The sequence below is a fragment of the Bacillus sp. FJAT-26390 genome (genome assembly GCF_001682865.1).
Lineage (GTDB): Bacteria > Bacillota > Bacilli > Paenibacillales > Paenibacillaceae > Pristimantibacillus.
Map to the genome: position 1 here is coordinate 206,543 of NZ_MAQX01000011.1, position 25,848 is coordinate 232,390.

23 protein-coding genes and 1 riboswitch are annotated in these 25,848 nt (G+C 48.1%); of the genes, 5 read left to right on the top strand and 18 right to left on the bottom strand.

Annotated features, from left to right (window positions below; translation table 11 throughout):
- Positions 1 to 25 precede the first annotated feature (25 nt).
- Complete coding sequence (locus tag A7975_RS12650; protein WP_053377067.1) at positions 26 to 1,387, bottom strand: ABC transporter substrate-binding protein; 1,362 nt, start codon at positions 1,385 to 1,387, stop codon at positions 26 to 28.
- A gap of 363 nt (positions 1,388 to 1,750) precedes the next feature.
- Here A7975_RS12650 and A7975_RS12655 point away from each other — a divergent pair, with 363 nt between their 5' ends.
- Positions 1,751 to 2,755 (top strand): LacI family DNA-binding transcriptional regulator, encoded by a 1,005-nt coding sequence (locus A7975_RS12655; RefSeq protein WP_065385334.1) that lies wholly within the window; start codon positions 1,751 to 1,753, stop codon positions 2,753 to 2,755.
- 74 nt (positions 2,756 to 2,829) lie between these two features.
- On the opposite strand, the gene A7975_RS12660 is transcribed toward A7975_RS12655, so the two are convergent.
- The 14 genes from A7975_RS12660 to A7975_RS12720 all read right to left on the bottom strand — a co-directional run bounded on the left by A7975_RS12660 (position 2,830) and on the right by A7975_RS12720 (position 18,059).
- Entirely contained in the window at positions 2,830 to 4,284 is a 1,455-nt protein-coding gene (locus A7975_RS12660; protein ID WP_065385335.1) for a cellulase family glycosylhydrolase, read from the bottom strand.
- Positions 4,285 to 4,660: 376 nt separating this feature from the next.
- The gene (locus tag A7975_RS12665) at positions 4,661 to 5,299 is read right to left on the bottom strand and encodes an HNH endonuclease (RefSeq protein ID WP_065385336.1); all 639 of its coding nucleotides are present in this window, start codon (positions 5,297 to 5,299) and stop codon (positions 4,661 to 4,663) included.
- 110 nt (positions 5,300 to 5,409) lie between these two features.
- Positions 5,410 to 5,550, bottom strand: a complete 141-nt coding sequence (locus A7975_RS34130) for a hypothetical protein (protein ID WP_176707723.1) — start codon at positions 5,548 to 5,550, stop codon at positions 5,410 to 5,412.
- 26 nt (positions 5,551 to 5,576) lie between these two features.
- Positions 5,577 to 6,524, bottom strand: coding sequence for a carbon-nitrogen hydrolase family protein (locus A7975_RS12670; RefSeq protein ID WP_065385337.1), 948 nt, complete (start codon positions 6,522 to 6,524; stop codon positions 5,577 to 5,579).
- A gap of 181 nt (positions 6,525 to 6,705) precedes the next feature.
- On the bottom strand, positions 6,706 to 7,338 hold the full coding sequence (locus A7975_RS12675) for an ECF transporter S component (protein ID WP_141680323.1): 633 nt from the start codon (positions 7,336 to 7,338) through the stop codon (positions 6,706 to 6,708).
- A gap of 41 nt (positions 7,339 to 7,379) precedes the next feature.
- The gene (locus tag A7975_RS12680) at positions 7,380 to 9,029 is read right to left on the bottom strand and encodes an ABC transporter ATP-binding protein (RefSeq protein WP_065385339.1); all 1,650 of its coding nucleotides are present in this window, start codon (positions 9,027 to 9,029) and stop codon (positions 7,380 to 7,382) included.
- Positions 9,020 to 9,889 (bottom strand): energy-coupling factor transporter transmembrane component T, encoded by an 870-nt coding sequence (locus tag A7975_RS12685; protein ID WP_065385340.1) that lies wholly within the window; start codon positions 9,887 to 9,889, stop codon positions 9,020 to 9,022. The genes A7975_RS12680 and A7975_RS12685 overlap by 10 nt, the downstream gene beginning before the upstream one ends.
- The gene (locus A7975_RS12690; protein ID WP_255314308.1) at positions 9,886 to 10,656 is read right to left on the bottom strand and encodes a DUF4430 domain-containing protein; all 771 of its coding nucleotides are present in this window, start codon (positions 10,654 to 10,656) and stop codon (positions 9,886 to 9,888) included. Before A7975_RS12690 ends, A7975_RS12685 begins: the two co-directional genes overlap by 4 nt.
- 181 nt (positions 10,657 to 10,837) lie before the next feature.
- Positions 10,838 to 11,037: riboswitch (cobalamin riboswitch) on the bottom strand.
- Between the two features lie 122 nt (positions 11,038 to 11,159).
- Positions 11,160 to 12,602: a lincomycin efflux MFS transporter Lmr(B) gene (gene lmr(B) / locus A7975_RS12695; protein ID WP_065385878.1), complete on the bottom strand. Its 1,443-nt coding sequence runs from the start codon at positions 12,600 to 12,602 to the stop codon at positions 11,160 to 11,162.
- Between the two features lie 57 nt (positions 12,603 to 12,659).
- On the bottom strand, positions 12,660 to 13,244 hold the full coding sequence (locus A7975_RS12700) for a TetR/AcrR family transcriptional regulator (RefSeq protein WP_053377074.1): 585 nt from the start codon (positions 13,242 to 13,244) through the stop codon (positions 12,660 to 12,662).
- 387 nt (positions 13,245 to 13,631) lie between these two features.
- On the bottom strand, positions 13,632 to 14,258 hold the full coding sequence (locus A7975_RS12705; protein WP_053377075.1) for an FMN-dependent NADH-azoreductase: 627 nt from the start codon (positions 14,256 to 14,258) through the stop codon (positions 13,632 to 13,634).
- A 164-nt stretch (positions 14,259 to 14,422) separates the two neighbouring features.
- Positions 14,423 to 15,082 carry a response regulator gene (locus tag A7975_RS12710; RefSeq protein WP_065385342.1) on the bottom strand — a complete coding sequence of 220 codons (660 nt, stop codon included), beginning with the start codon at positions 15,080 to 15,082 and terminating at the stop codon, positions 14,423 to 14,425.
- Between the two features lie 9 nt (positions 15,083 to 15,091).
- Positions 15,092 to 16,744 carry a sensor histidine kinase gene (locus tag A7975_RS12715; protein WP_053377077.1) on the bottom strand — a complete coding sequence of 551 codons (1,653 nt, stop codon included), beginning with the start codon at positions 16,742 to 16,744 and terminating at the stop codon, positions 15,092 to 15,094.
- A gap of 109 nt (positions 16,745 to 16,853) precedes the next feature.
- Complete coding sequence (locus A7975_RS12720; RefSeq protein ID WP_065385879.1) at positions 16,854 to 18,059, bottom strand: multidrug effflux MFS transporter; 1,206 nt, start codon at positions 18,057 to 18,059, stop codon at positions 16,854 to 16,856.
- Between the two features lie 191 nt (positions 18,060 to 18,250).
- On the opposite strand from A7975_RS12720, the gene A7975_RS12725 reads away from it, so the two are divergent.
- From A7975_RS12725 to A7975_RS12740, 4 genes are all read left to right on the top strand, one after another.
- Entirely contained in the window at positions 18,251 to 19,192 is a 942-nt protein-coding gene (locus A7975_RS12725; protein ID WP_053377078.1) for a ribose-phosphate diphosphokinase, read from the top strand.
- A gap of 146 nt (positions 19,193 to 19,338) precedes the next feature.
- Positions 19,339 to 20,841: a spore germination protein gene (locus A7975_RS12730; protein WP_065385343.1), complete on the top strand. Its 1,503-nt coding sequence runs from the start codon at positions 19,339 to 19,341 to the stop codon at positions 20,839 to 20,841.
- Complete coding sequence (locus A7975_RS12735) at positions 20,838 to 21,938, top strand: GerAB/ArcD/ProY family transporter (RefSeq protein WP_065385344.1); 1,101 nt, start codon at positions 20,838 to 20,840, stop codon at positions 21,936 to 21,938. The genes A7975_RS12730 and A7975_RS12735 overlap by 4 nt, the downstream gene beginning before the upstream one ends.
- Complete coding sequence (locus A7975_RS12740) at positions 21,935 to 23,053, top strand: Ger(x)C family spore germination protein (protein ID WP_065385345.1); 1,119 nt, start codon at positions 21,935 to 21,937, stop codon at positions 23,051 to 23,053. The genes A7975_RS12735 and A7975_RS12740 overlap by 4 nt, the downstream gene beginning before the upstream one ends.
- Positions 23,054 to 23,434: 381 nt before the next feature.
- On the opposite strand, the gene A7975_RS12745 is transcribed toward A7975_RS12740, so the two are convergent.
- The 3 genes from A7975_RS12745 to A7975_RS12755 all read right to left on the bottom strand — a co-directional run bounded on the left by A7975_RS12745 (position 23,435) and on the right by A7975_RS12755 (position 25,810).
- A complete protein-coding gene (locus tag A7975_RS12745) occupies positions 23,435 to 24,205 on the bottom strand; it encodes a DUF3891 family protein (protein ID WP_176707724.1) in 771 nt (256 codons plus the stop codon).
- Positions 24,206 to 24,240: 35 nt separating this feature from the next.
- The gene (locus tag A7975_RS12750; protein ID WP_053377083.1) at positions 24,241 to 24,552 is read right to left on the bottom strand and encodes a chorismate mutase; all 312 of its coding nucleotides are present in this window, start codon (positions 24,550 to 24,552) and stop codon (positions 24,241 to 24,243) included.
- 160 nt (positions 24,553 to 24,712) lie between these two features.
- Positions 24,713 to 25,810, bottom strand: coding sequence for an LLM class flavin-dependent oxidoreductase (locus A7975_RS12755; RefSeq protein WP_255314309.1), 1,098 nt, complete (start codon positions 25,808 to 25,810; stop codon positions 24,713 to 24,715).
- Between the last annotated feature and the right edge of the window lie 38 nt (positions 25,811 to 25,848).

Consider the following 25,848-nt stretch of genomic DNA (forward strand, 5'->3'; position numbering starts at 1 on the left):
CCCTATAATCAATGAATAATCAAGATTATTTGCCCAGCTTGGCGATAGAAGCTTCTGCTTCCGGTTTGTATTTCTCAGCCGTTGCGGTAACCGATTGATTGTTTACAAGAATGTCTTCAATGAATTTCCCAGTCGGAAAGTCCGGATAAGCATCATCCAGCAAAATCTGGCCGGTACCGTTGATATGATCGCGAGTCATGAGAATATCCTCTTCGTGGTTATAAAGGCTCTCCAACCACTCTTGGCTTGGGAACTCTTGCGTGTTCGGAATGTCAAACGTTTCTTCGTAGATTTGATAAACGAGCTGAGGATCTTTAACGCCCTTCGGAATAAACTTAGCTGCTGCGGCATTATTCGCAAATGTCACTTCCGGGCTTCCTTGAGGGCCGTTCGGCATCGGAACCACACCGATATCGAAAGTTAAGCCGCCTAGATTCCATGCTGCGGAAATAAACATCGCCACATCGCCGTCTTTAAATGTATTCGACTCTTCCCAGTTCGTTTTATTGCCTGATTTGACTCTTACAACGTTCTCGACATTGTACATGCGGTTTACAAACTCTGCCGCTTCAATTGTTTTTGGGTCTGTGAAGCCTTGTGTACCATCTGTCTCGTTAACGATGAAGCCGCCGTTTGCAGCAGCCAGGTTGCGGAATAAGTCATGCGACCAGCCGGAGTAGCCATAAACGTCAATTTTACCGTCATTGTCTGTATCTTTTGTTGCTAGCTTAGCGATTTCCATGAATTTGTCCCAGTTCCATTGACCGCTCGTGTACAGCTCTTGCAGATCTGGAAGGCCAAGCTTCTTGAAGAGGTCACGGTTATAATGAAGCCCCGTGCCGCCTGTACCCGGATCGTCGAACGCATAATCTTTCCCTGCAATAGGAGGCGCCTTCGCGATTAGATTCGCTTCGCCGTTAATGTTCGAGGCATTGGTCGTGAAGTCACTTAGAGGAAGCAGCTGCCCTTTCAAAATAGCAGGCAAAGCCGCTTTGTATTCCATTTGCACGATATCGGCAAACGGCTCGCCCGACAAAATCGTCGCTGTGAATTTCGGCATATATTCTTCAAATGGCACGTTTACGAATTCTATTTTGACGTTGTATTTCTTCTCCACCTCTTCGATTTTCGCAAGGCGGGCTTTCTCAGAGGTTGTTGTTCCAGCAGGCTTCAAATCCCACCAAGCTGCTACTTTAATAACGCGACCGCCCATATCTACTGGCTCTGGCGTTGCAGCTGCCTCTTCCGGTGCAGCAGTCGCCTCTGTGGCAGCGCTTTCTTTTGGAGTGGCATTGTTGCCTTTATTTCCGTTATTGCCGCCGCTGCAAGCTGTAAGGATAAGCATCAAACATAATGCCAGAACAGATAATCCTTTTATTTTTCTCATGACCGAACCTCCCAATTTTACATTCATCAGTGGGTATTACACGAAAACCTTCCAAGAATAAAGCGCTTGCATAGAGGAATAAAAAAATAACGCGACTGCCTGATTTCCCTAAACCACCGCCTCGTATTTGTTTTGTTATTTGTTCTATTTGTTTTGCATAACAAATGTATCACCAAAAACAAATATGGTCAATTGTTTTCTTAATGTTATTATAAATAACAACAGAGATAACCGCTACAATAGCTCATTTTTTAAGTTCAAGCGCTTGTATTTCATCGAAAAACCAGCTATATTTAGTCACATAACAAAATAACAAAACGCAAATTAACTAACAAACAAAAATAGTAAGGTAGGATGACAGATATGCGGCGAAAAGTAACGATTCAATCAATAGCTGATTTTACTGGATTATCGAAGTTCGCTGTATCACGGGGATTGTCTGGGAAATCTGGAGTCAGCACACAAACAAGGGAGCTCATTTTAAGGGCAGCAGGCCAATTAGGTTACTTTAAGGACGCCCAAGCTGCACCTGTTCCAAGCGAGCTTTTGGACATTGATACACGGAACTGGTCAGGAACGATTCTCGTACTTTTTCCAAATGTACGTTATCAGAACACCGAGTCCTTATACTGGGGCCCTATATTTAACGGCATATCGGCTAGGCTGAACCTGAAGGGCATTAACATTTTAACCTTAACGGAGCCTACGGATGATTCTATGTTTTCCCTCTTAAATCCTGAGGCTATACTCGGCATCATAACCGTTGGATCGATTTCGACGCCTGTGCTGCTCGATATTAAACGGTTAGGCATTCCTGTCGTTATGGTTGACCATTATGATCCATGCTTTCATTGCGACTCTATCTTTACCGACAATCTATCCAGCATGAGAGAAATCATGAACTCGGTCATTACGAAGGGCTACAAGAGCTATCAGTTTTTAGGAAATATTAGAGATGCGCAAAGCTTCTATGAGCGTTACCTAGGCTTCCGCTCCGCGCTGGAGGATCACGACATCGAGCTAAAGCAGATCCCTTCTCTAATGGGACCAGACATCGAAAACTTTCACGATACGTTTAAGGCTGCTGTCCTTGAGCATGGCTTGCCGGAGGTGTTCGTTTGCGCCAACGATACCTTCGCATTATTTGCGTTGGAAACGCTCAAGGATATAGGGATGGACATTCCTGAAAATCTTGTTTTTACCGGCTTCGACAATACGCATCCGCAAATTCCATTTTTAGCGACGGTGAATGTTGATAAGGAGCTGCTCGGGAAGAGAGCGGTTGATCAAATGTTATGGCGCATTCTTAATCCAAGCACCAGCTATGAAAAAACGCTCATTCAAGCTGAGGTTATGATTAGAAATTAAGTCAGCCGCCTTGTCAAAGAAAGGATAAGGACTGGAATACCAGCCCTTATCCTTCAAACAACTCCGCTTATCGCTTATTGAAGCGTTACACTATCGACATAAACGGCGGATGTTCCGCTAGAGTTAGCCGGTGACAGGAATAATACGCCCAATTCACGTACATCACCCAAATTAGCTGCGCCGGACAAGCTCAACGTGAGCGTCGATACGACTGAGGATTGGATATTTACCGTTCCGGACTCATACCATGTATAGCTTGCTCCTGTTTTGATAAACAGCTTCGCTTGTATGCCGCTCCCTACATTTCCCCACGCTGCATGCTTTACTTTTGCTGAGATGGAGGACTTTCCGCTAAAATTGTTAGACCCAGTATATTTTAGCGTAAATTGACCGCCTCCTAACGTAACGTCCGCTTTTAATGAATTGCTGCCGCTTGCTGCCCAGTCCGTCACCGGCCAGGGGCCGCCTGTTATATTTAAACCGGTCCACCCTTGCGTGCTGTTATTTTCAAAATCATACAAGGCGGAAGCTGTGCCGCTGCTGAAAACAGTTGCTTTCGTTGAAGTTGCCGCTATGCCATTTGTTCCGTTAATGACAAGATTCCCCCACGACGTAAGCGTCTGCCAGTCACTTGTCGTCATATCAAGCCAAGCATTCCCCGAATCGTTTCCTGTCCAAGACCATGCCATATAGCCAATTCCTTTTGCCTGGCTCTGGTTCATAACCTCCTGAGCATTAACCTGACTACCCAAGTTATTGTTGCCGTTGTTATAGTTATAACCAAACTCCCCAATCATGACCGCCAAGCCCAGATCCTTAATCGCCTGCAGCTCCGAGCCGATTCGAGCGGAATCATTCCAAGAGCCATACATATGGATCGAGAACATAACATTATGATCAGGATCATGCGAAAGAAGCGCGTTTCCGTAAGCCTTGATTGGAGAAGAATTTTGACCCCAGCCAGAACCGTCTACTACGATTGCATTATGGATACCTGCATTTCTTATGGTTGTAATAGCCGTTTTGTAAGCATCGCGCCAAGACGTATCAGCTAGCGTGGAGTCTCCCCATTCATTCGCAATATTGACGAGCACATACTTTTCATTACTGGTCAGAACAGCCTTTACCGCGCTGCTGGCGAAATAACTAGCCATATTGTTTAAGCCGCTTGCGCTGTTAGAGCCAGTTACGTCATGCAATTCTACAATCGCAATCATCCCCAGCTCCTTGCAGCGATCGATAATTTGCTGTAAACGTGCTGCCGTTCCGCTCGTTTGCCACACGATTCTGACCGCATTTACTTTTTTTGAGCTAATCGTGCTCAGAGCATTATAAGCTTGGGTATCATACCAAGCATGAGGGTTATTAATACCCCTAATAACAAAATCATTTCCGTTCGCATCCTTCAATTTGTTACCGCTTACATAAAACCCATTGGCTGCAAAGCTTTGCTCATTAGAAATAAACGGAACAACCAAAGCCAGCATAATAGCAAACATAAGTGTTAGTTTCATTTTTCGGATCATCATTATTACGAAATCCCTCCTACTGTTTTTTGTGATGAAGGCCTGGCTTTTAGTGATCGATCTAGCTGCAAGTAAATCGGTACACTTCCCACCTATCTATTCGATCCCACCACCTCCTTTAGAAACACTTTAGAGATGAAAAAACAGTCACTGGGTATTCACATCTTAGCTGATGTAACTCCATAATAAAATTTGTTATTAGAACATAACATGAATAACGATATTTGATCAACAAAAAATAATTAATAACTTTTAATAACAAATCATTGTTTTCCGTTATTCGGTCAATGCATTTTGTGAGGCATAAGAAATTCAGTGACAAATAAGGCACAAACAAAATACCACCATCCCTATTACGGAACGGTGGCAGCTTCTTTACTTATTTCATAAACGATTCTATATCTTGGTCGGCCTTTGACTGGTTGCAAGCATTGCAGGCACAAACACAATTGACCGGCGTCGTATGCCCTCCCTTGGCACGCGGCAGCATATGATCGATCGTATCGCCAAATTGCCCGCAAAAATAACAAGTATGGTTGTCCCGCTCCAAAATATAGCGCCGGAAATCCTTGTTGCTAAACAGCCTTCGAATCGTATGCCGATTCACGATAACCGCAGCATGCTCCTTCACGAGCGTTACCGCGAGCTCCAAATCAATTTCCTGATACCAGCGCCGACCTTTGTCCGTCTTGCCCCTCATCCAAATCGTCCCTTGACGAGTCGTCTTTAGAGCTGCGGGATCATTCGGCAATGGAATAGAAGGTCTTGGAGGCATAGGCAGCGATTTGTTAGCCTTGACGCTGCTTCTCACTGCTATTGGCTCTTTCGCGGTAACAGCCGTTAAAGGGGCCGCAGCCTTCGACTTTCTGCACTCCCGGCATGCGCCGCGGCGTGAACCTGCACTTGAACGCCTGCCCGTTCGTCGCAGAAATTGGGTGAGCGGCTTCTCTTCCTTGCAGCTGGCGCATTGCTTCGTGGCAAGAGGTTCTGTTTCATCCATCAGTTTGTCCGGGGGCATCTCTCTTGCGATGTTCCCGATTTCGTCCCCTCATGTTTTTCTACTATTGTAGCATTAATTGCAAGGCCATGGGAGCTTCACCCTAATTGCATGGAACCAGCTTCTGCAAACTAATAGTGCTTGCCTTTATTTTCAGTATCTTGATCTTCCCATCTACGGGAATAAGCTTTGTTCGTAATCCAAAACGTAATCCATGCTAAAATAACAACAATAATAGCTGATGCGATCCATACGCCTACTGGCACTTCCATTTGCTCTCCTCCTCATAATTAAATAATCAGGTAAAGGTTACGATATTTTGCTTCGTTTCATTTACATGAAGCTGGAAGACGTCGGGGCGATTATAGTGGCCGACAACGTCAAAGTCGAAGCGGCTCTTAGTCACAAGCGACATATCCAAATCCGCGTATAAAATCGTTTCTTCCCCGTATACCGGCTCCGTTACATATTCACCTAAAGGACCAACGATTGCGCTGCCTCCCCGGCATAATGTCTCAGGGTCCTGCGCAAGCTCCGCATAACCATTCAAATCTGCAGGATAAGTTGCCTTTGTCACAAACTGATTGCTGGACAATACGTAGCACCTCCCCTCGCAGGCAATATGCTTCAGTGTCGCTTGCCATGTATCTCTTGCATCGGCTGTGGGCGTCAATAATATATCGATCCCTTTCGCATACATCGCCGTCCTGGCAAGAGGCATATAGTTCTCCCAGCAAATCAATCCGCCAATTCGTCCAAATGGGGTTTCAATAACGGTAAGCGTGCTCCCGTCGCCTTGTCCCCACAGCAATCGTTCCGAGCCAGTCGGCATCAGCTTCCGATGCTTGCCAAGCAATCTGCCATCCGGTCCGATATAGATCATGCTATTATATAGCGTCGAGTGGCTATAATCCTGATCCCGCTCTACGACGCCAACGATCAAATAAACGCCTGCTTCCTTCGCGATTTCACCAAGCAAATCCGTGTCTGATCCAGGCACATCAATGGCACTCTCCCAGTACCTGGCAAAGTCCTCGCGTCCTTCCATCGTTCTGCTGCCGACCCGGGCACCAAAGGAAAGTCCTCTTGGATAACCGGCAATAAACACTTCGGGAAATAACAGCAGCTTGGCGCCTTGAGCTTTGGCCTGCCTGGCATAGCTTGCTATCTGTTGAAAAGCGGACAATTTATCGAATAAGATCGGCGCCGCCTGAACGACGGCTACCTTTACAATACGTTCATTCATAATGTAAGTCTCCTTTTTTAATCCCGAGCGCTTTGCCTAGCTGATCCTTTTCGTTTTATCATAAATGGATCTTCCCTTTCTGTAACCGTCCAATTGGCATGTATTTTGCCCAGCCAATTTAATTAACAAAGACAGGCGCCAGCCTATTGGCTGACGCCTGTCTTTGTTAGGGTTAGAACGGTTAGGAATCCAGTAAGCCGTACTTCGTCTTGAAACGGCTTAATATCGCGATCCAGCTGCTGCCGAACACGGCAAGAAAAAACACATTGGACAGCGCATGGGCAAGATCAAAATAAAAGCTTTGAATATAGGCGACAATAACTAAATTCCAGCTAAGCGCATCCGGCAATCCAATGATATACCATACATTCATGATCCAGCCAAACAAAAAGCCCCATACAAAGCCGAAAGTGAGCAAGCCGATTTTGGTTTTGATGAGCCAAGTATGGCGAAGCCATCCAGCCGTTGCTCCAATCATGCCCCAGCAAAACATTTGCCACGGCGTCCAAGGCCCTTGTCCGAGAAAAACGTTCGATACTACCGCGGCAATCGCTCCGATAATGAAGCCTGACTCTGCGCCAAACACGATTGCCGCAATAATGATAACGAACGATGTTGGCTGTACGCTTGGCAATGGTGCAAAAGGTACGCGGCTGACGGCTGCGATAGCAGCCAGCACGGCTAAAATAACGATCTCGCGCGCTTCAATCGACCGTCTCTCGAACCTCGCGAAGAATGGCAGCATCGTCACAAAAAGGAGCACAATGCTCAGCAGCAGGTAATGGTCCTCCGTAATCGCCGCCGATAACGCCATAGCTGCTATGAACAGTCCGATGCTAGCCAAAAACCAAAGCTTTAATTTGCCCACTGCTCAATCACGTCCTTGGTCGTCAAAGCTTCCGGCAGCCACTCGCGCACCGTTCGGTTTATAGCCGTCGTATAGAAGTAGTTGGTTCCAAAAAATAGAGCCGGATCGGCTTCGGCAGCTATTGCTCCGTCAAAGAGCATCGCGCAGCGCGTCGCATGCTCCGCTGCAAACTCAATATCATGCGTAACCATAACGATGGTCTTGCCTAATTGGCAAAGCTGCTGCAGCAGCTCTGCTGTTCGCTGCTTTGCAATAGGATCTAGCCCCTTCGTTGGCTCATCCAGGCACAGCACGTCTGGCTCGCCAAGCAGCACTAGCGCTAGCGCCGCTCTTTGCTGCTCCCCGCCGCTCAAATCATAGGGATGCTTAGGCAAAATAGCGGCGATCTGGAGCGCCTCCACAACCTCTGCTATCTTGCGTTCACGATCCGCGAGCCCTGCATAATCGGCCATCCGCTGCAGCTCTTCCAGAATGGTATCATAGCTAAAGTAAAGCAGCGGATTTTGCGCTAAATAGCCGACCTTTACATGTTTCTCCCGCTTCACCTTGCCGCGCTGGGGCTGCAAAAGCCCGGCCATCATCTGCAGCATCGTCGTTTTGCCAGCCCCATTGCCGCCAAGCACCGCCAAAAACTCATGTTTATACACATCAAGCGACAGCTTCTTCAGCACCTCTGAACCCGTTTTCTCATACTTGAAGGTTATCTCATCGCAAGTTAGCAGCCGCTGACTCGGATCAAGCGTGCTGCTGACGCGCTCGCCATTCTGATGCGATAAGTTCGGCTTTAATCCGCCTTGGCCTGCTAGCCACTGCTTGCCTTCGCGTACTGTTAGCGGAATATCTTGCGCCGCAAGAGGCTTGCCTGCCGCTTGCGCTGACAAAAACAGCTTCGTAACGGACGGTAAATACGACAGATCATTTGTCGATTCATCCGCACCGATTGCTTCGCAAAGCTCTCTTGGGGCAGCGTCGTGCTTTACCCTGCCTCCCTCCAGCATCACGATCCGATCCGCAAGCGGGATAACATCCTCGAGCCGATGCTCGCTAATAATAACCGTCATCGACATCTCTTGATTCAGGCGATAGAGAAGCTGCAAAAAATCACGGGCAGCTACCGGGTCAAGCTGCGAGGTCGGCTCATCGAGCAGGAGCAGCTTCGGCTGAAGCAGCAATACGGAAGCTAGGTTAATCAGCTGCTTCTGCCCTCCCGATATTTCATGCACGGACTTATAAAGCAGCTCCTCAAGCCCGAAGAAATGGCTCATTTCAGCTAGACGCTTGCGCATGACTGCCTGATCATAACCGACATTCTCCATTGAAAAGGCAAGTTCATGCCACACCTGATCCATAACGATTTGGTTATCAGCATTTTGAAACACCATGCCGATTTGCTCTGCTGCTTCAATCGCAGGCAGCTCCGCAAGCAATGTGCCGTTATATCTAACAGTCCCCGATTGCTTGCCTACCGGAAGCGTCTCTTTTTTTAAATGCCGAAGCAGCGTCGTTTTGCCACATCCTGAAGCGCCGCACAAAACAACAAACTCACCCTGCTTCACATGAAACGAAACGTCATCAAGCGCTGCCCCCTTTGCTTCGGGATAACGGAACGTCAAATTGTTTACTTGAATCACTTCCATGACCTTCTCTCCATTCCTTCGAGTACGACTGGCGTTAACAAAAAGGCACAGTAGCACGCATAGGCAAAGCCTTCCCCTCGGTGAAATTGCATCGTTTCAAGCCGCGGGTATACGGTCAGCACGCCAAAGCCCTGCACCCAGCCCCATACGCACACAATGCCCATCGCCGCCAAAAACAAAAGCGTGTATACGTCCCTTCGATCCATGCGGTAAATGACATATGAGCTTCGCTTGGCTGCGCCATAGCCGCGCGCCTTCATCGAATCTGCCGTCTGCAGCGCCTCCTCAAGCGACCATGTGAGCAGCACGCGAATGAGCAGCATGCCATCCTTGCTGCGCTTGCGCAGGCTGCCTTCCATAATCGATACACCTTTCGTCCGCTGTACGGTCGTTATTTGCTCCAGCCTCCGCAAAAACAGCGGCACGAAGCGGATCGACATCGACGTGAGCAGAGACGTTCGCGGCAGCGCGCGAGAGAACAAATACATCCACTTATCGGTCGTGACAATAAACTGAAACGATACGAAGGTGAGCAGTATCCCAAGTAATGAAAGCATCATCGTCACGCCATACAAAATCGCTTCCAGCGTAATCGGCTGATCCATGAAATAAAATAAAATATGTCTGCCGCGATGCGAAAAAAGCGGATTTAGAACGGCGACGAAGCCGCCCATCAGCACATAATAAGGAAGCAGCTTAAGCAGCCGCTTCCCTTCGCCGTGAATGATAATAACTAGCGTAACCGCAGCAAGAGAGGTCACGAGAAATACAGGATGGAAGAGCAGCATGCTAAAGGCTATGACGCCCGCGTAATAGCTGAAGCTCGTAATCGGATGTACGGAACCAAAGGCGGTGTTCATTCATATTCAGCTCCTAGATCCTTGCCGAGATCAATCGTATACAACCACTCAATAACGTCGCCTTCTTTAAGTTCATAGGCGCCTGCGCTTTTGTTCGGAAACTCGCCGTTAACCCTGTACATCCAGCCGCTCTTTGCACCGCGGTCGAACTCATAGACGTTATCGATTCCTTCGATATAAGCTGTCGCTTTTAATCCTTTATACTCCATTTGAATTTTATTTTTTCGTGTAATTCTCTTCAACACGTCAAGCACCGTATCATCTTTTTTCAGCTCAACCGCGGTAGGATCAAGCACAGTCCCCGTTTCTTCGTCCGCAATGATCGAAATGGTGACGATATTGGCTGGCTGCGGCGCTTTGGTTGGCGCCGTTTTCTCCGTCTTAACGGGCTGTGCCGTAGTGCTTGGTTTCGCTATAGGCTGATTTTTCTGATCCTTGGCAGGAGGAGCGACAGTCGGCTTAGGCGTTGGCTTGGCTGCCCCCGGCTTATCGCTTGCGGCAGCTGTAGCTTTGTCTTTCCCTGCGCTTTCTGTTTCTGCCGGCGTTTCGGTCGGCACTGCAGTCTGCATTTGCTCCGCCGTCACGCTAGAAGCTGTAGGCTGCTCTACATTTCCGTCATTTGCTTCTCGCTCTGTTTGTGCCTCGCTGCTCTCTTGCGTTTGATTCGGCTCCACGTTCGCCTGTTGCCCTGGAGCGGCGCAGCCAGCTAATAAACTAATCATTAACAGGAGTACGATTATGCCGGAAAACCATTTTTTACTGTTCATTGCTGTCAACTTATTTCTACTCCCTCTCATCCAACTATCCAAAAGACGTTAAAAAATAAAAAAAGACCCCTAAATGAAAGGGATCTGCATGTCTAATAAAAGATCGGCACAGCATATTAAAATGATATCATGCGTTCTGCTTGACGATTGCGCCTCCACATTCTTATCCCCCGAAGAATGAGAAACAAAATAAGAAAAGGCAGGTCTCCTGGCTCGTGCGTCATCACGCTTCCCAGCCTTCCCATCCAGTAAGAGGACAGTGGCATGTTAGGGTAGAAGCGCTCTTCACATACAGTGGCGGGACCGCGCCGGCCTTGCACCGGACTTCCCTTTTAAGCAAACAAAGCAAGCTCTGTCTGCACCTTTTCTATATCTTTATTTGATTGTTGAATCAATCATATCGGGATTGCCGGGGTTTGTCTATAACAGAATGGCAGCTAGCAGCAAAGAAGATTCGATCGCACGTGGCAACCGAATCTTCTTGTACACAAAACTATTATCTATTAATGCTGCTTGCTAACATGGACCCGTTTAATGAAGAAAGCGACGACCAAACCAACAATCGCAACGATCATGGCAAAGATAAACGCATCCGATATGCCCGCTGTCATCGCTAGCGGCGCATTTGCAGGATCTGCCGGATCTGCCACGCCCTTCATAAAGTCTTTCATACCTGCCGTCATGATGCTCACGGCAACCGCTGTTCCGATCGCGCCAGCTACCTGCTGCAGCGTGTTCATAATCGCCGTTCCGTCCGGGTACAGCTCGCGCGGCAGCTGATTAAGGCCGTTGGTTTGCGCAGGCATCCATACCATGGAGATCCCGATCATCAAGCAGGAATGAAGAACGATGATAAGTGTAATCGTTGATGCCGTCGTAATGCCCGAGAAAAACCAAAGCACGGCTGCGACGATAACAAGACCTGGAATAACGAGCCATTTCGGTCCGAATTTATCGAACAAGCTGCCCATAATCGGAGACATAATACCGTTTAATAGTCCGCCTGGCAGCAAAATGAGTCCTGCCGTTAATGCGCTAAGCCCAAGCCCGCTGATCAGGTACATCGGCAATACGAGCATCGAAGACAAAATAACCATCATACAAATAAATACCATTAGCGTACCTACGACGAACATCGGATGCTTAAATGCCCGCAGGTTCATCATCGGCTGCTTCATTCTCAATTGACGAACCGCGAATAAGATAAGGGCTAAAATACCGATGACCATGGAAACAATGACTTTTGTGCTGCCCCATCCGCCTTCACCTTCGCCTGCGCTGCTGAAAGCAAACACAATGCCGCCAAAGCCTAGCGTCGAGAATAGAAGAGACATGATATCAATTTTAGGCTTTGTAATCGTCGAGACGTTTTGCATGTACATCATACCGAACAACAAAGCAATAACTAAGAACGGCAGCGAAAGCCAGAAAATCCAGTGCCAGCTCAAGTTTTCAATAAGAAGACCTGCAATCGTAGGGCCTACAGCCGGTGCGACCATAATAACAAGCCCGATAACGCCCATCGCCGCTCCCCGCTTCTCAGCCGGGAAAATAATAAGGATCGTATTGAACATAAGCGGCAGCAGCAGCGCTGTGCCCACGGCTTGAATGACACGCGCCGTCATTAGAACTTCAAAGCTTGGCGCAAGCGCCGCTACTAGCGTGCCGAGCACGGAGAAGCTTAATGCAGCTATGAATAGCTGCCTTGTCGTAAACCATTGGAGCAATAATCCCGAGACCGGCACCAAAATACCGAGCGTCAGCAGGTATCCGGTCGTCAGCCATTGCACGGTCGGCGCGGTGATGTCGAATACGCGTATTAAATCGCTTAGCGCTACGTTTAGAGCCGTTTCACTGAACATGCCGATAAATCCGCTTAACAATAAGGAAATCATGATGGGGAGCACTCTATATTTCTGCCCCGTATTTTGCTGTGTTTCTGCCATTGTTGCTTGCAAGCTTTCCACTCTCCTACATTCTATCTATCTTTTATTTATGACCTCTCATAGAGATGGGCATTTATGAATCAAATACGGCACACACTTCGCCGCACTCATTAACGGCTGCTTATCCCGCTTCGTTATGGCGAGGATCAAAGCACCCTCCAGCAAGGAAACGAGCACCACGCTGACTTCCTCTGCTTTCTCTGCAACCATGCCAGTCTCAATCAAACGGTCGGAGATAACGGCCTGCCATGAGGCAAACACATCCTGACCGGCGGCTCTCAGCTTCTCGCTAATCGCCGACGTTTCGACCGCCATCCAGAAGCTAAACGGCATATAACCTTGGAAATCATATTGCTCGGCATCCTCTCCCATATCAAGCACGAATGCTTGTACCGCCTCGGAAGGGTCTTCGTATGCCGCAAATTTTGTTTTCCATCTCTCGATGACAAACGCCTTGGTGCAAGCAATGCATTCCAGCGCCAGCTCTTCCTTGCCATTGGGAAAATAATAATACAAAGAGCCTTTAGGACAGCTGCTCTCTTTAATAATTTGGCTTAATCCTGTAGCATGATACCCTTTTGTGAAAAAAAGCCGCGAGGCTGTATCCAATATAGTTTGCCGAGTATTTTGTTTTTCCGACATTGATTCACTCCTCGATTATAACGATCGGTCTATATAATAAAAACATCTATGGACCTGCTAAGTCAACCCTTTTTTTGATGGAAGCCCTGCCATTGCGGGAAAGGCTCGTCTGCTGTATCCGACTGCCCGGCTACCGGTTTACAGCATGATTAACGGTACTTTTTCCGGTTAAAGATCGATTTGCTTCAATAAAAGAAAAATTAGATGGAGTTTTTCCTGTACGATTCTTATGAAAGGAATGGTGGATGATCATTACGGAGGCGGGAACGAATAGTTGCGGCTTTTAACACGCAAAACGAGCCTTAGAAAATTCTAAAGGCTCGTTGCGTATTATTTATCGGCGCCCTTGACGATTAAAGTCCGGCTGCCATCGATTGTAGCTGTTAATTAGAAGCCTGCTGCAACTTTTTTAGCTTGCTCGATGCCGTTTGATACAATTGCTTCCGCTTGGTCTGGAAGCTGGTTGTGGCCTTCAACAATAACGCTCTCTAGGTTTTTCACGCCGTAGAAGCCCATTACTGTGCGGATGAAGTTGTAAGACATTTCAACGGAAGCTGCTGGACCTTCGGAATAGATGCCGCCGCGAGCGTTAAGCAACGCCACTTTTTTGTCAGGAATTAGGCCGACAGGACCTTCAGCTGTGTAAGAGAATGTTTTGCCAGCTTGGGAAAGGTAGTCGATGTAAGTGTGCAATACAGCCGGTACGGTGAAGTTCCAAAGCGGGAATGCGAATACCACTTTATCAGCTGCAAGGAATTGATTGATATATTTATCGGACACGGTTACAGCCGCTTGCTCTTCTGCAGTCAGATCGTAGCCGCGGGCTGCTTTAAAGTTACCGTTGATCATGTTCGCGTTCATGTATGGCAATTCTTCTTTGAACAAATCAAGCTCAACGATTGTATCTTCTGGATTGCTTGCTTTGTAGCTGTCTAGAAACGCTTGGTAAAGCTTAACGCTTGTTGCCTGCTCGATGTCGCGATCGTTTGCTTTAACAAATAGTACTGTACTCATAGTATAATTCCCTCCAAGGTTTGTTTGTGTTTACTTTTTGTAAGTACCTTTATTGTATTAAGTTTTATCCTCGGCAGCATCGGCAAATAGACCGAAAAATAGGCATAAAAAAACCGCCAAAGGCGGAGGACTAGTCCTAAGACTATTGGCGTAGAACTGTTTGTTTAATCGCTGCCATTCATCATTTGCACCGCGTACAAGGCAGCTTGCGTGCGATCCGTCAAATTTAATTTGCTCAAAATGCTGCTAACATGCGTCTTTACGGTCTTCTCGGCAACCGTCAGCGCATGAGCGATATCTCTGTTGCTCATTCCTTTTGTCAGCAGCTGCAGCACCTCAATCTCTCTTGGCGTTAAAACTTCGGATAGCTCGCGGCCAGGAAGCTGCTTGGCCTCCTCTGCCTGGGGAGCAGCCTGTGCCAGCAGCGCGGCAGAGATGTCGGGATGCAGCTGAACATTGCCTTTATAGGCGCTGCGAATCGCCTCTGCAAGCTGGTCAGGCTCCACATCCTTCAGCATATAGCCGATTGCCCCGGATTGCAGAGCCGGAACGATATGACTCCGATCCGAGAAGCTCGTCAGCACAAGCACTTTAATTTCCGGTTTGTTCTGCGCGATGAGGTTGCTCGCCTCAATCCCGTCCATAACGGGCATGTTCAGGTCCATCAATACGATATCGGGCAATAATTCGGCTGCTTTCTCCACCGCTTCCAGTCCGTTATGGGCTTCGCCAACCAGCTCAAAATCAGGCTGCATGCTCAGAAAAAACGAAATACCCTTTAATACGATTAAATGATCATCTACCAGTAAAATTTTTATTTTCACAGCCGCTCCTCATTCCTCGTCCCACATTTCCATCTCTGTCGCAACCGGAATCGTAGCCTTAATGACTGTCGGCTGCCCCTTGCTGCTTTTGATCGATAAGTCGCCGCCAAGCGTCTCCGCACGCTCCCGCATGGAGAGCATCCCCATCGTCAGCCTGCCGCTTCGCTTCTCCGGCGAGAAGCCTTTGCCTTTGTCCATAATTTCCATGCTTGCCGTATGCTCCGATTTCAACAAGCGAATATGTACGGCATTCGTCTCCGCGTGTTTCTTCACGTTATTGAGCGCCTCTTGCCCGATTCGCCAAAATGCTTCCTCGATCGCCCGCGGCAGCTCGCGCACGCCCTCCACCTGCTCATATACGGTCAAATCCATGCTTTTCCCGTATTGCTTAAGCGCAGTGATCAAGCCATGCTCCAGCCCGGCTGGCCGAAGCTGCCAAATGAGCGTACGCATTTCCTTCAAGGCTTCCTGAGACAGCTGCCTAATATCTTGCAGCGAGCGCTCGACTACCGGCTCCTTGCCAGCGAGCACCGTCTCGGCGCCTTTGGCAAGAAAGGACAAGGAGAACACCTTCTGGATAACCGAGTCATGCAAATCTCTAGCCATCCGGTTCCTTTCCTCCATCCGTGCAAGCTCTCGCCGCTGCTCATAAACCCGTAAATTCTCTACGCTGAGAGTAAAATGATCGCCAAGCGAGTACATAAAGTCCTCCAAGTAATCGTCGAACTGATTGCCAAGCTGGCTGCTGATGAACAGCACGCCTATCGGACGGCTTCTGATGCGGAGTGGAATCGCGACCGCCGACGAGAATGGCGGGATGCCGATCGTCGACAGGGACGAACGAGGCACTTCATGGCAATCCGATAGCTTAACCAATCGATTTTCGCTAAACGCGGTGCTCACCGGACCTCCTTGATCAATCGCAAGCGTCAGCCACTCTTTTTTGACTTGGTTGTCCGAATAATGGGCGCGAAGCGATAACTGCTGCTGCTCATACATGAAGAGCGACACATGCTGCCAATGAAACGTATCGCCGATATGTCTAACCGCTTGAAGCGGAAGCTGGTTAATATCCTGTATCGCATTGATTTTTTGGATGACGTCGCCGAGCTTCGCATAATGCATCGCATGCTGCTCCTGCACCTGGTAAAGACGGATGCGCTTGACCGCCGTTCCGATCTGATAAGCTACCGCTTGCAGCAGCGCCAGCTCCTCCTCTGTCAGGCGAACCTTGCCCGCGGATGCGACGTTTAATAGGCCGAACTGGTCTATGCCGGCTTTGAGCGGCACTGTCGCATGATGCGACACACCCTCTGTATCTCCAAAATCATGGGTATTGGCATATGTAATTCTGGAGCATTCTATTATATTGACGGCATGATGCAGCTTGTTCTGCTTGTAGCTCTCCACGCACCAGCATTCCGAGCCGCACATGACCGCCTGATTATTCGCATTCAGCCCTTGCGGCAAATTATGTGTGGCTACGCATAGCCTATCGCTGCGATTATCGATCATAAATATCCAGCCTGTGGTAAAGCCTGTTACTTGAAGCAGCTTGACGAGCACGTCATTAAGCATTTGGTCCATATCGTTCGTGCTGTTAAGCATCTCCGCTATTTCCTTAAGCGCGACCAGCTCATAAGCTCTTATCTCTTGTGACATGCTCCCCACTCCCTTCTAAGCACACATTATACACCCTTCGCCGCAGCAAAAAAAAGAGCCATTCCATAAAGCAGTATTGACTGCTTTACAGAATGGCAGCTGCCCGCTCCTATCGTTTCTTAAGCGGTCGTTTGATCATAAAAATGTAGCAGGCTACAGCGCCAAGCTCTGCTAGCGCGATCCAAATGCCCATTGGCAGCGCGTTTGCGCTTCCGCCAAGGCCCACAAGCGGCGCCATAATGCCGCCGAACGTAAATGACAGTAGTCCAAGCAAAGCGGATGCGCTGCCTGCGGCATGACCATGCTTCTGCATGGCAAGCGAGAAGCCCGTCGTACTGATCACTCCTACGCTAGATACAACAAAAAACAAAGGAATAAGAACCGCGGCAAGCGGCGCTTTGATGAGGATCATCAGCAGCAGCACCAAGCCTGCCGTCGCTGCAATTGCAAGGCCAACAACGAATAACCTATGCTCTCCCACCTTTGCCGCCAATCGTCCTGTCAGCTGCCCGAATAAAATAATGCCTAAACCATTAAGGGCAAACAATAAGCTGAAGCCTTCGGGCGTAACGCCGTAAATATTTTGAAGCACAAACGGAGATCCTGCTATGTAAGCGAACATCGCCGCCATGACGAGGCCCTGCGCCAGCGCAAACCCCATAAACGAACGATCGCGCAGCAGCATTCCGAAGGTGGATAACGTCTGGCGGAAGCCTCCGGCCATCCGTTTCGAAGGCGGCAGCGTTTCCGGCATGCCAAAAAATACGGCTGCGAAAATAACGACACCCCATGCGCCAAGAACGATAAATACGCCTTCCCAAGACGTTACTTTAAGCAGCTGTCCGCCTGCAATCGGCGCAAAAATAGGCGCTGCGCCATTGACCAGCATAAGCATCGCAAAAGACTTAGTAAGCTCAGGACCCGCGTACATGTCCCGCACAATAGCCCGGGAAATAACGATGCCCCCTGCGCCGGCAAATCCCTGTATAAACCTAAGCGCGACAAGCACGCCAATCGATGGCGCAAGCGCGCATAAAATGGATGATAGCCCATAAACAGCCACAAACAGGAGGAGAGGCAGCCTTCGTCCCCTTATATCGCTCCAGGTTCCCGCAAACAATTGTCCGACGGAAAGTCCAATCATGCAGGCCGTCAGGCTCAATTGTACGAGTGATGAGCTCGTATTAAAATCATCCGTTAGCTTCGGCAATGCAGGCAAATACATATCAAGGGACAACGGCCCAAATGCAGACAATGAGCCAAGTAAAATAATAAGCCATAACCGCCTTGCCCCTGTTGACGGATTCGCTTCCATCGAATGTGTTTTGCTTTGATCAATCACGTACGGCAGCTCCTTCTTCGCTTTCCTTTGCATGGATTCACTTTATCACCTTTTATTATTTGTTCCAATACCTCTTACGCCCAGCAATTATTTGTCCTTCCAAGCTATGTTTGTTATGATTGAGCAAACAATGTCGATTCACGTAGATTTTAAGGAGAGATTTTATGCAAAAAGTAAAAATTTTTTCCGGCACCTCTAACCAGAGGCTTGCCGAGCAGCTATGTAAGGAACTTGATATGCCGCTTGGTAAAGTAGCCATTTCCAGGCATCAAAGCGGAGAAATACATGTATCGTACCAAGAGCCGATTCGTACTTGCGATGTTTTTATCGTACAGTCGCTATCCCATCCCGTTAATGAGCATTTAATTGAAACGCTCGTCATGATTGATGCAGCTAAGCGCGCATCAGCCAAAACCATCAATATCGTTATGCCTTATTACGGCTACGCTAGGCAAGAAAGAAAGTCTGCTCCGCGCGAGCCGATTTCTGCGAAGCTGGTAGCGGATGTTCTAACTACCGTAGGCGCCAATCGAATTATTACGGTCGATTTGCATGCCGATCCGATCCAAGGCTTTTTCGATATTCCGGTCGATCATTTAACGGCGCTTGATTTGATCATTGAATATTTAAGAGGCAAACAAATTAAAAACCCAGTTGTCGTATCACCGGATGCGGGCCGCGCAACAACCGCCGAGAAGCTGGCTGGCCTGCTCGATTGCCCGTTTGCCATTATGATCAAAAATCGTCCAGCGCATAACCAATCCGAGATAACGCATATTATCGGTGACGTAGAGGATATGACGCCGATCATTATTGAAGACTTAATCGATACGGGCAGCACGATCGTAAATGTCGTAGAGGCGCTTAAGAAAAAAGGCGCGCATGATTCATACATATGTGCAACGCACGGGCTTTTCTCAGCCAATGCGCTTGAGAAGCTGGATCATCCGAACATTCGCGAGGTCGTCATCACCGATACGATCGCGATTGGCGAGGAGCGCTCCGATAAGTTTATCGTCCTGCCTATGTCTCCGCTTCTGGCTACAGCAATCAAAATCATTACAGAAGGCGGCTCTATTGCAACGCTTTTCAAGGCTGGCACCTAACTGATTTTGCCATAACTGCATAGCATGCTAAAACGATCCCCCCTTGCCTTTAGGCATGGGGGATTTGCTGTTTGATGCATAGCTTTGGAAATACGTGACAAAATAAGCAGCGAATCATTAATGGCAGCGATAAGGAGGCGTACGCGATGAATGATAAGTCTGAAAATATGATTCATGATGAAACGGATCACATAAGCTCAGACCTGTTTGAAATCATTTCCCTTATCAATAGCAAGTTTTCAGATACTCCTGATCTAGTCATTCGCAAGCTAACGATCAAACAAACGAACGAGCAAGCGCTAATCATCTATTTAGAAAGCTTGACCGAGCGCTCTGCCATTAACCATGATGTATTGCGTCCGCTTCAGCAAGAATCCGGCAGCGGACAGCCAGGCGATGATCTGATTATAAATGTGGGACAAATTATAGCAGAGAAATCATTTTCCCGTCTTGAATTTTGCTTTCTTCAAGGAAGCAGCATCTTGTTCGTAAACGGCAGAGATGAAGCTTACATTCTTGATACAAGGGGCTTGCCGCAAAGAGCCATTCAAGATTCTCAGCTTGAATCTTCTTTAAAAGGCGCGCATCAAGGTTTCGTCGAAACGGGCGGGCAAAACATTGCAATGATTCGTCGCTATATTACCGATCGTGAGCTGAAGATGAGAAGGATGACCGTTGGCCGGCGCGGGCAAACGGCTGTATCGATCTTGTATTTGGCTGATGTGACAAATCCAGACCTCATCGATGCATTAGAGCAGCGAATAAGCAAAGTGGATGTCGATGTTATTTTAAACGCGGGAGAGCTCTCTGAGTTGATTGAGGATGATCCCTTCTCTTTATTTCCTCAATTTGTCTCAACGGAGCGTCCCGATACAGCTGCGTCACAGTTAATGCAGGGAAGATGCGTCGTTGTCGTTGACCGATCGCCAAATGTGCTAATTGCGCCAGTTACGTTTCTCACCTTCTTTCAAAATATAGACGATTATAGCATTCGCTGGCCGATTGCTACGTTTCTTAGACTGCTCAGGCTGTTTGCCTTTTTTACCGCCGCCTTTCTCCCTGCCTTCTATATCGCTGTCGTCTCCTATCATTTTGAGATTATTCCGATGAAGCTGCTCATGACGCTCGGAGAATCTCGCGGGCAGGTTCCGTTTCCGCCTTTCGTAGAGGCGATTCTTATGGAAATCACCTTGGAGATGCTTCGCGAGGCAGGCATCCGGCTGCCGGCGCCGATCGGCCAAACGGTCGGCATCGTTGGCGGTATCGTCATTGGCCAAGCTGTCGTGCAGGCCGGTTTAATAAGCAATATTATGGTGATCGTCGTCGCCTTCACGGCCATATCCTCGTTTATTTTGCCCAACTACGATATGGTGGCTGCGGTAAGGCTTATCCGTTTTATTTTGATGGGTCTTGCGACAGCATTTGGGTTTGTTGGGCTCGTGGTTGGTTTAATGATCATGATCGCTCATCTGCTGACCTTAAAATCACTAGGCATGCCTTACGGCAGCCCGATTACACCTATGCGATTAGCCGACTGGAAGGATGCTCTCGTTCGTGTTCCTATTTGGCTAATTAAAAATCGCCCGACAAACAGCATTCCCTTGCAGCGGAAAAGGAGAGGAGCTGTGAGAAAGGAGAAAAACGAATGAATGGCGCCCGGCGACATCCAATCTCATCCATGCAGCTCATTTTTATATTGTCAGGCCTTCAACTAAGCGTATCCATCCTTTCTCTGCCAAAAGATCTCGCCGATGCCGCCGGGACCGATGGCTGGATGGCGATTCCGCTTGCTTTTGCGATAAACGTTGTCGTCTGTTATGTTGTGGTGAAAATTATGGAGTATCATCCAAATGGCACGATACTTGATTTGCTCGCACAGAACTTTGGCGTATGGGTTGGAAAAGGTTATGCCCTTCTCTTCAGCCTCTATTATCTAACGTTTATGTACGACAGTCTTGACCGGGGCATTCTCATTACAAAAGCATGGTTAATGCCGACTACACCGTCCTATATGTTCATGTTTTTATTTCTGGTGCCTACTTACATGATCAGCAAACACGGCCCCCAAGTGCTTGGCAGGTACGCAGAGGTCGTTTTTTTTCTATCTTGCTGGATTCCGTTCATCTATTTGTTCACGCTAAAGCAAGCGCACTGGCTCTACTTGCTCCCTATGTTCAAGGAAGGCATAGTGCCCATTCTGTCCGCTTTGCCCGCTTTGCTTTACCCCAGCCTTGGCATGGTGACCATCTTTATTTTATATCCATATTTAAGCAATAAGAAAAAAGCGTTCCGCAACATGGTGCTCTCAAACGGATTGACGATGCTCGCTTATTTGCTGATCACGCTCGCTTGCTTTATTTATTTCAGTCCCGACGAAATAAAAATGTTCAACGAGCCTATCGTCAGCATTTTGAAAACGATTGAATTTCAGTTTATGGAGAGAATCGAAGTTCCGTTTATTTCCTACTACATCATCATCTATTCACTCGCGTGGATTCCTTCCACTTATATTGCCGCATACTGCATCAGCTGGACGTTTGGCTCCGAAAATGTCATTCGGCCGCTGCAAATATTATGCTTCTTGCTTGTCGTAAGCTCCTACTTCTACATCCCAACCTTTAATCAAAGCGATCGTTTTGGCATTTGGATGGGGTGGTACGGGATCGGGATGGAATATGTGTTTCCCTTCATTTTGCTTGGTTATCTCATGCTTAGAAAACGTTTCAGGACGGAGAATAGCTTATGAATAAACAACTCATCACCAGCCTTCTTCTCCTTACCGTCCTTACGTTATCCGGGTGCAGCGACCAATTAAATTTGGAAAACGCGGCAACTCCGCTGGCGTTTGGCATCGATTTAGATAAAAATGATAAGCTGCAATACTTTTCTACAATGCCCGTTTATAGCCGAAAGAAAGACCGGCAGAGCCAGCAGAGCAGCGGGACGACGAATACTCTTCGGCAAGCGAAGACGAGGCAGGATGCCTTTACGGCAGGCAATTGGCAAGGACGGAATCTCAAAGTTATTTTGATCGGAAAACGGTTGGTGCAGCATGAGGGGTGGTTTGAAATGCTTGATGTTTTATTCCGCGATGCAAGAAATACGGTTATGGACCGCGTCGTTATCGTCGATGGCAAAGTATCGGAGCTCTTCTACTTAAACAATGTGGAACAGCCGCAAATGCCCATTTTAATACGCGGGATGGTCGATACCAAAAGCAAAAAATCAGAGACGTATGCGACGACTGTCCAGGAGCTGCACCGGCAGTTTTACGAGAAAGGCGTCACGCCTTACATGGCGGAAGTTAAAATGACCAAAAAAGATATCGGACTCGAAGGATCGGCTTTACTCAACCAGAAGGGCAAATATGTCGCTTCGCTCAATGCACAAGAAACGGTGCTGCTTAGCCTATTGCAAAAGAAGGCAGCACCCGGCGTCAGCTTATCCTATCGCATACCTAGCGAGCCCAAAACCGGCCCATTCGCAACCGATATCATAAGCTTTAGCGCAAGCAAAATTAAAACAAAAATCAAAACTTCCTATCACAACGACCGATTTCAATTTGATTTTCGTATCAACATGACGATTACACTCTTCGAGCGATTGTTTACGTTTGATGTCTCAAATGAGGATAACAAGCTTGAACAGCTAATCGGCAAGCAAATGAATGCAGAGATAGAAAAAGTAATAAAGAAGGTGCAGAAGCATCAAATCGATCCGATCGGGCTCGGCGTACATGCGAGAGCCTTTGAGTATGAAGCATATAAAAAAGTAGAGGATCGCTGGGGCGAGGCCGTTCAGGATGCGGTCATTAACGTCAAATTGGAGCTGTCCATCGGATCTATGGGACCGGTCACGTAATGAATGCGTGAATAAAAAAGGACAACCTGCCTAAATGCTCAAGCTCCATTTGTTAGACAAATCGGCAGACCAAATTCCGGTCTGCCGATTCAATGATTAAATGGAGATGATCTTCCACCTGCCCGGCCAGAAGCAGTAGGCGGCGAGCAAAATCGGAGAAAGGAGCGTTGACAAATGTAATCTTTTAACAAAGTACGTGACCGCCCGCACATTATCTTAATGAAGCCTAGACACCCATTTACGGACTCTGCCTTTATTTTGCATTCAAAAAACACCCCTAACGTATCATCGGTTTCCCATTTGGGTTAGTCCAATGTCTACTATTAGGGGTGCGCTTCAAAATGCTCGGCGGTGTCCTTCTGCTTCCATTCCTATTAGCGCCTACTGATGCTTCTGTTGAAATACCAGCCTATTTTCCTGCAATTTCGCGCGCGTATAAGCCTCGGCTACGCCATATTTCGCAATATCCGTTTTGCTTACTTCTTTGAAGGACAGGGACGTCTCGACGGGCCTGCTGAATGGAAACGGATACAGCTCAATCGTTGATTCATCCTTCCACTCCGCTATCAAAGAAGTGTTTCCGGTTCGGTCAAACCAATAAGGAAAACCATTCGAAAACCATTCATAGTTCCGCCGCGGCGTGCCGGGCTTCTCCATGCAAACAAACAGCGACAGCTCGTCGCATAACAGCAGCGACTTCGCGTGCTGCTGGAGCAGCTTCACATCCAATTGCAGACGTTCAATAATCGCGCTCTGGCGTGCGAACTCTTTCTCTACAAAGGCGATCGTATCCTCGTTTCTGAATCGCTCTGCTAACGTCGTGTATAGGATACTGCCGAGCAAGGCAGCATATTCGCTCGTTTCTTGAATGTGGTCCAGTCCTTTGGAATAAAAGAAAAATCGGATGTTGCCCGGAAAATCGCGGAATGAGAAAGGGATTTGGGCGGCGTCATTCCAAATGGGAATGCGGTCCAAATCAATCCAGCTGCTGTCATGCTCGTATGCGGCATATGCTAACTCTTCTTTGCGCTCGTCGCTTAAGAATAGTCCGCTTTGCCATGCTGAGACAAGATCCCCGGAAATGCGTGCATGATCATGCTGTGCAATTAATATGAATGCGTCTTCCTTCTCGTATACGATCATCGTTGCCATCCCTTCCATCGTACCAATAAGGCCGATATGCCTGCTTATATCTGTCCAATCCGATTGTTTTGCCCGTAGGTTCGCCCAATTTCCTTGTGGCGCAATATGACGACATCCATCAAACATCTGTATATAGCCGTTGCGTGCTCCGGATTAAGCTCGTTGCGGCTTGCCAGCTTCGTTATTTTGGCAAATTGCTTGGATTCACGGCTTGGGTCTTGCGCTGTAAGCTTATTTGCTGCTTTATAAATACCCACTTCTTCTGTTAATTGAAACCGTTTTGCCAGCAAGGCAATGATTTCCTCGTCCAATTGATCGATATTTACTCTTAATTCATCTAACCTAGAAGCCTCCATGCGCCTCTCCCTTATCTATCTATTTTCTTTAATTGTACCATTTCATGAGCTTAATCGGCTATGCGCGCTTAACTATTTGACGATTGGCAGGTTTTTAGCACCAAAAAAAGAGACCTTCCTGCGCCTCAACACGCTGGAGAGTCTCCACTTTAAAATTCAATTATGATGGTTTGCTTAGCTCTCTGCGCACAACCGGTGCAACCTTGGTAGCGAGCAGCTCAATCGAAGCCGCCACCTTAGAGAAGGGGATTCCGCCGATATCGAACTGGGCCATAAACCGGCTATGCCCAAACAGCTCATGCTGTGCCAAAATTTTCTCGATGATCAAATCCGGGCTTCCTACCGCCAGCGCGTTCACCGGATTCGCCAGCTGCTCGAACTGCCCGCGCGCAAGCTTCTCGCCTCTTGCATTGCCACCCATGAACTGGGCTACATAGCTTGCGTAATAGGGATAATACTCATCCTTCGCCTGCTGCGTCGACTCGGCAATATAACCGTGGCTTGTGATCGCGACCTTTAGATCTTCCTTGTGATGGCCAGCTCGTATGCCCGCTTCCCGGTATACATCCACTAATGGTTTGAAATGGGCAGGATCACCGCCGAGGATGGCAAGAGCCATGCCAACTCCTAGTTTGCCCGCCAGCTCCGCGCTCTGCGGCGTACCGCCGACGCCGACCCATACCGGCAGACCCGGCTGCAGCGGACGAGGCGCGATTTCAGCATTTTTCAGCGCGGTGCGAAAGCGGCCGTTCCAAGTCATTCTGTCGCTATCGTTCAGCTTAAGCAGCAGATTGATTTTTTCATAAAAAAGCTCCTTGTAATCCGCTAGCTCGTAACCGAACAAGGGGAAGGATTCCACGTAAGCCCCGCGTCCTGCAATGATTTCCGCTCGCCCGTCAGACAACAAATCCAAGGTCGAGAAGTCCTCGAATACCCTTACCGGATCTGAGGTTCCAAGCACTGTCGTCGCACTCGTTAACCGGATTTTCTTCGTTGCTTGCGCAATGGCTGCGAGTACAACGGGCGGAGAGGTAACCGCAAAATCCAAGCGATGATGCTCGCCTACTCCAAACACATCAATGCCCGCTTCATCCGCCAGCTTTGCTGCCGCTACGATTTCCTTCATGCGATCTCTCGCGCTGAGCGTTTGCCCAGTCAGAGGGTCTGCGCTAATATCACCTAACGTATAAATGCCAAACTCAAATGCGCCTGCCTGCTCCTTCGCAGGAGGAGCTTCCTGCTGGATTTCCTCTTTGATGTCAAACACCGCTTTCCATGCTTTATAGATCAAAAGAC

Bases quoted from the DNA above. Each gene is read 5' to 3' on its own strand.
- A7975_RS12700 (WP_053377074.1), bottom strand. From the start codon at position 13,244: ATGTCGGAAAAACAAAATACTCGGCAAACTATATTGGATACAGCCTCG.
- A7975_RS12705 (WP_053377075.1), bottom strand. From the start codon at position 14,258: ATGAGTACAGTACTATTTGTTAAAGCAAACGATCGCGACATCGAGCAG.
- A7975_RS12730 (WP_065385343.1), top strand. From the start codon at position 19,339: ATGAATGATAAGTCTGAAAATATGATTCATGATGAAACGGATCACATA.
- A7975_RS34130 (WP_176707723.1), bottom strand. From the start codon at position 5,550: ATGGAAGTGCCAGTAGGCGTATGGATCGCATCAGCTATTATTGTTGTT.
- A7975_RS12655 (WP_065385334.1), top strand. From the start codon at position 1,751: ATGCGGCGAAAAGTAACGATTCAATCAATAGCTGATTTTACTGGATTA.
- A7975_RS12685 (WP_065385340.1), bottom strand. From the start codon at position 9,889: ATGAACACCGCCTTTGGTTCCGTACATCCGATTACGAGCTTCAGCTAT.
- A7975_RS12675 (WP_141680323.1), bottom strand. From the start codon at position 7,338: ATGGCGTTATCGGCGGCGATTACGGAGGACCATTACCTGCTGCTGAGC.
- A7975_RS12745 (WP_176707724.1), bottom strand. From the start codon at position 24,205: ATGGCAACGATGATCGTATACGAGAAGGAAGACGCATTCATATTAATT.
- A7975_RS12715 (WP_053377077.1), bottom strand. From the start codon at position 16,744: ATGTCACAAGAGATAAGAGCTTATGAGCTGGTCGCGCTTAAGGAAATA.
- A7975_RS12740 (WP_065385345.1), top strand. From the start codon at position 21,935: ATGAATAAACAACTCATCACCAGCCTTCTTCTCCTTACCGTCCTTACG.
- A7975_RS12670 (WP_065385337.1), bottom strand. From the start codon at position 6,524: ATGAATGAACGTATTGTAAAGGTAGCCGTCGTTCAGGCGGCGCCGATC.
- A7975_RS12680 (WP_065385339.1), bottom strand. From the start codon at position 9,029: ATGGAAGTGATTCAAGTAAACAATTTGACGTTCCGTTATCCCGAAGCA.
- A7975_RS12650 (WP_053377067.1), bottom strand. From the start codon at position 1,387: ATGAGAAAAATAAAAGGATTATCTGTTCTGGCATTATGTTTGATGCTT.
- A7975_RS12665 (WP_065385336.1), bottom strand. From the start codon at position 5,299: ATGCCCCCGGACAAACTGATGGATGAAACAGAACCTCTTGCCACGAAG.
- A7975_RS12690 (WP_255314308.1), bottom strand. From the start codon at position 10,656: ATGAACAGTAAAAAATGGTTTTCCGGCATAATCGTACTCCTGTTAATG.
- A7975_RS12735 (WP_065385344.1), top strand. From the start codon at position 20,838: ATGAATGGCGCCCGGCGACATCCAATCTCATCCATGCAGCTCATTTTT.
- A7975_RS12750 (WP_053377083.1), bottom strand. From the start codon at position 24,552: ATGGAGGCTTCTAGGTTAGATGAATTAAGAGTAAATATCGATCAATTG.
- A7975_RS12720 (WP_065385879.1), bottom strand. From the start codon at position 18,059: ATGGAAGCGAATCCGTCAACAGGGGCAAGGCGGTTATGGCTTATTATT.
- A7975_RS12725 (WP_053377078.1), top strand. From the start codon at position 18,251: ATGCAAAAAGTAAAAATTTTTTCCGGCACCTCTAACCAGAGGCTTGCC.
- A7975_RS12660 (WP_065385335.1), bottom strand. From the start codon at position 4,284: ATGATGATCCGAAAAATGAAACTAACACTTATGTTTGCTATTATGCTG.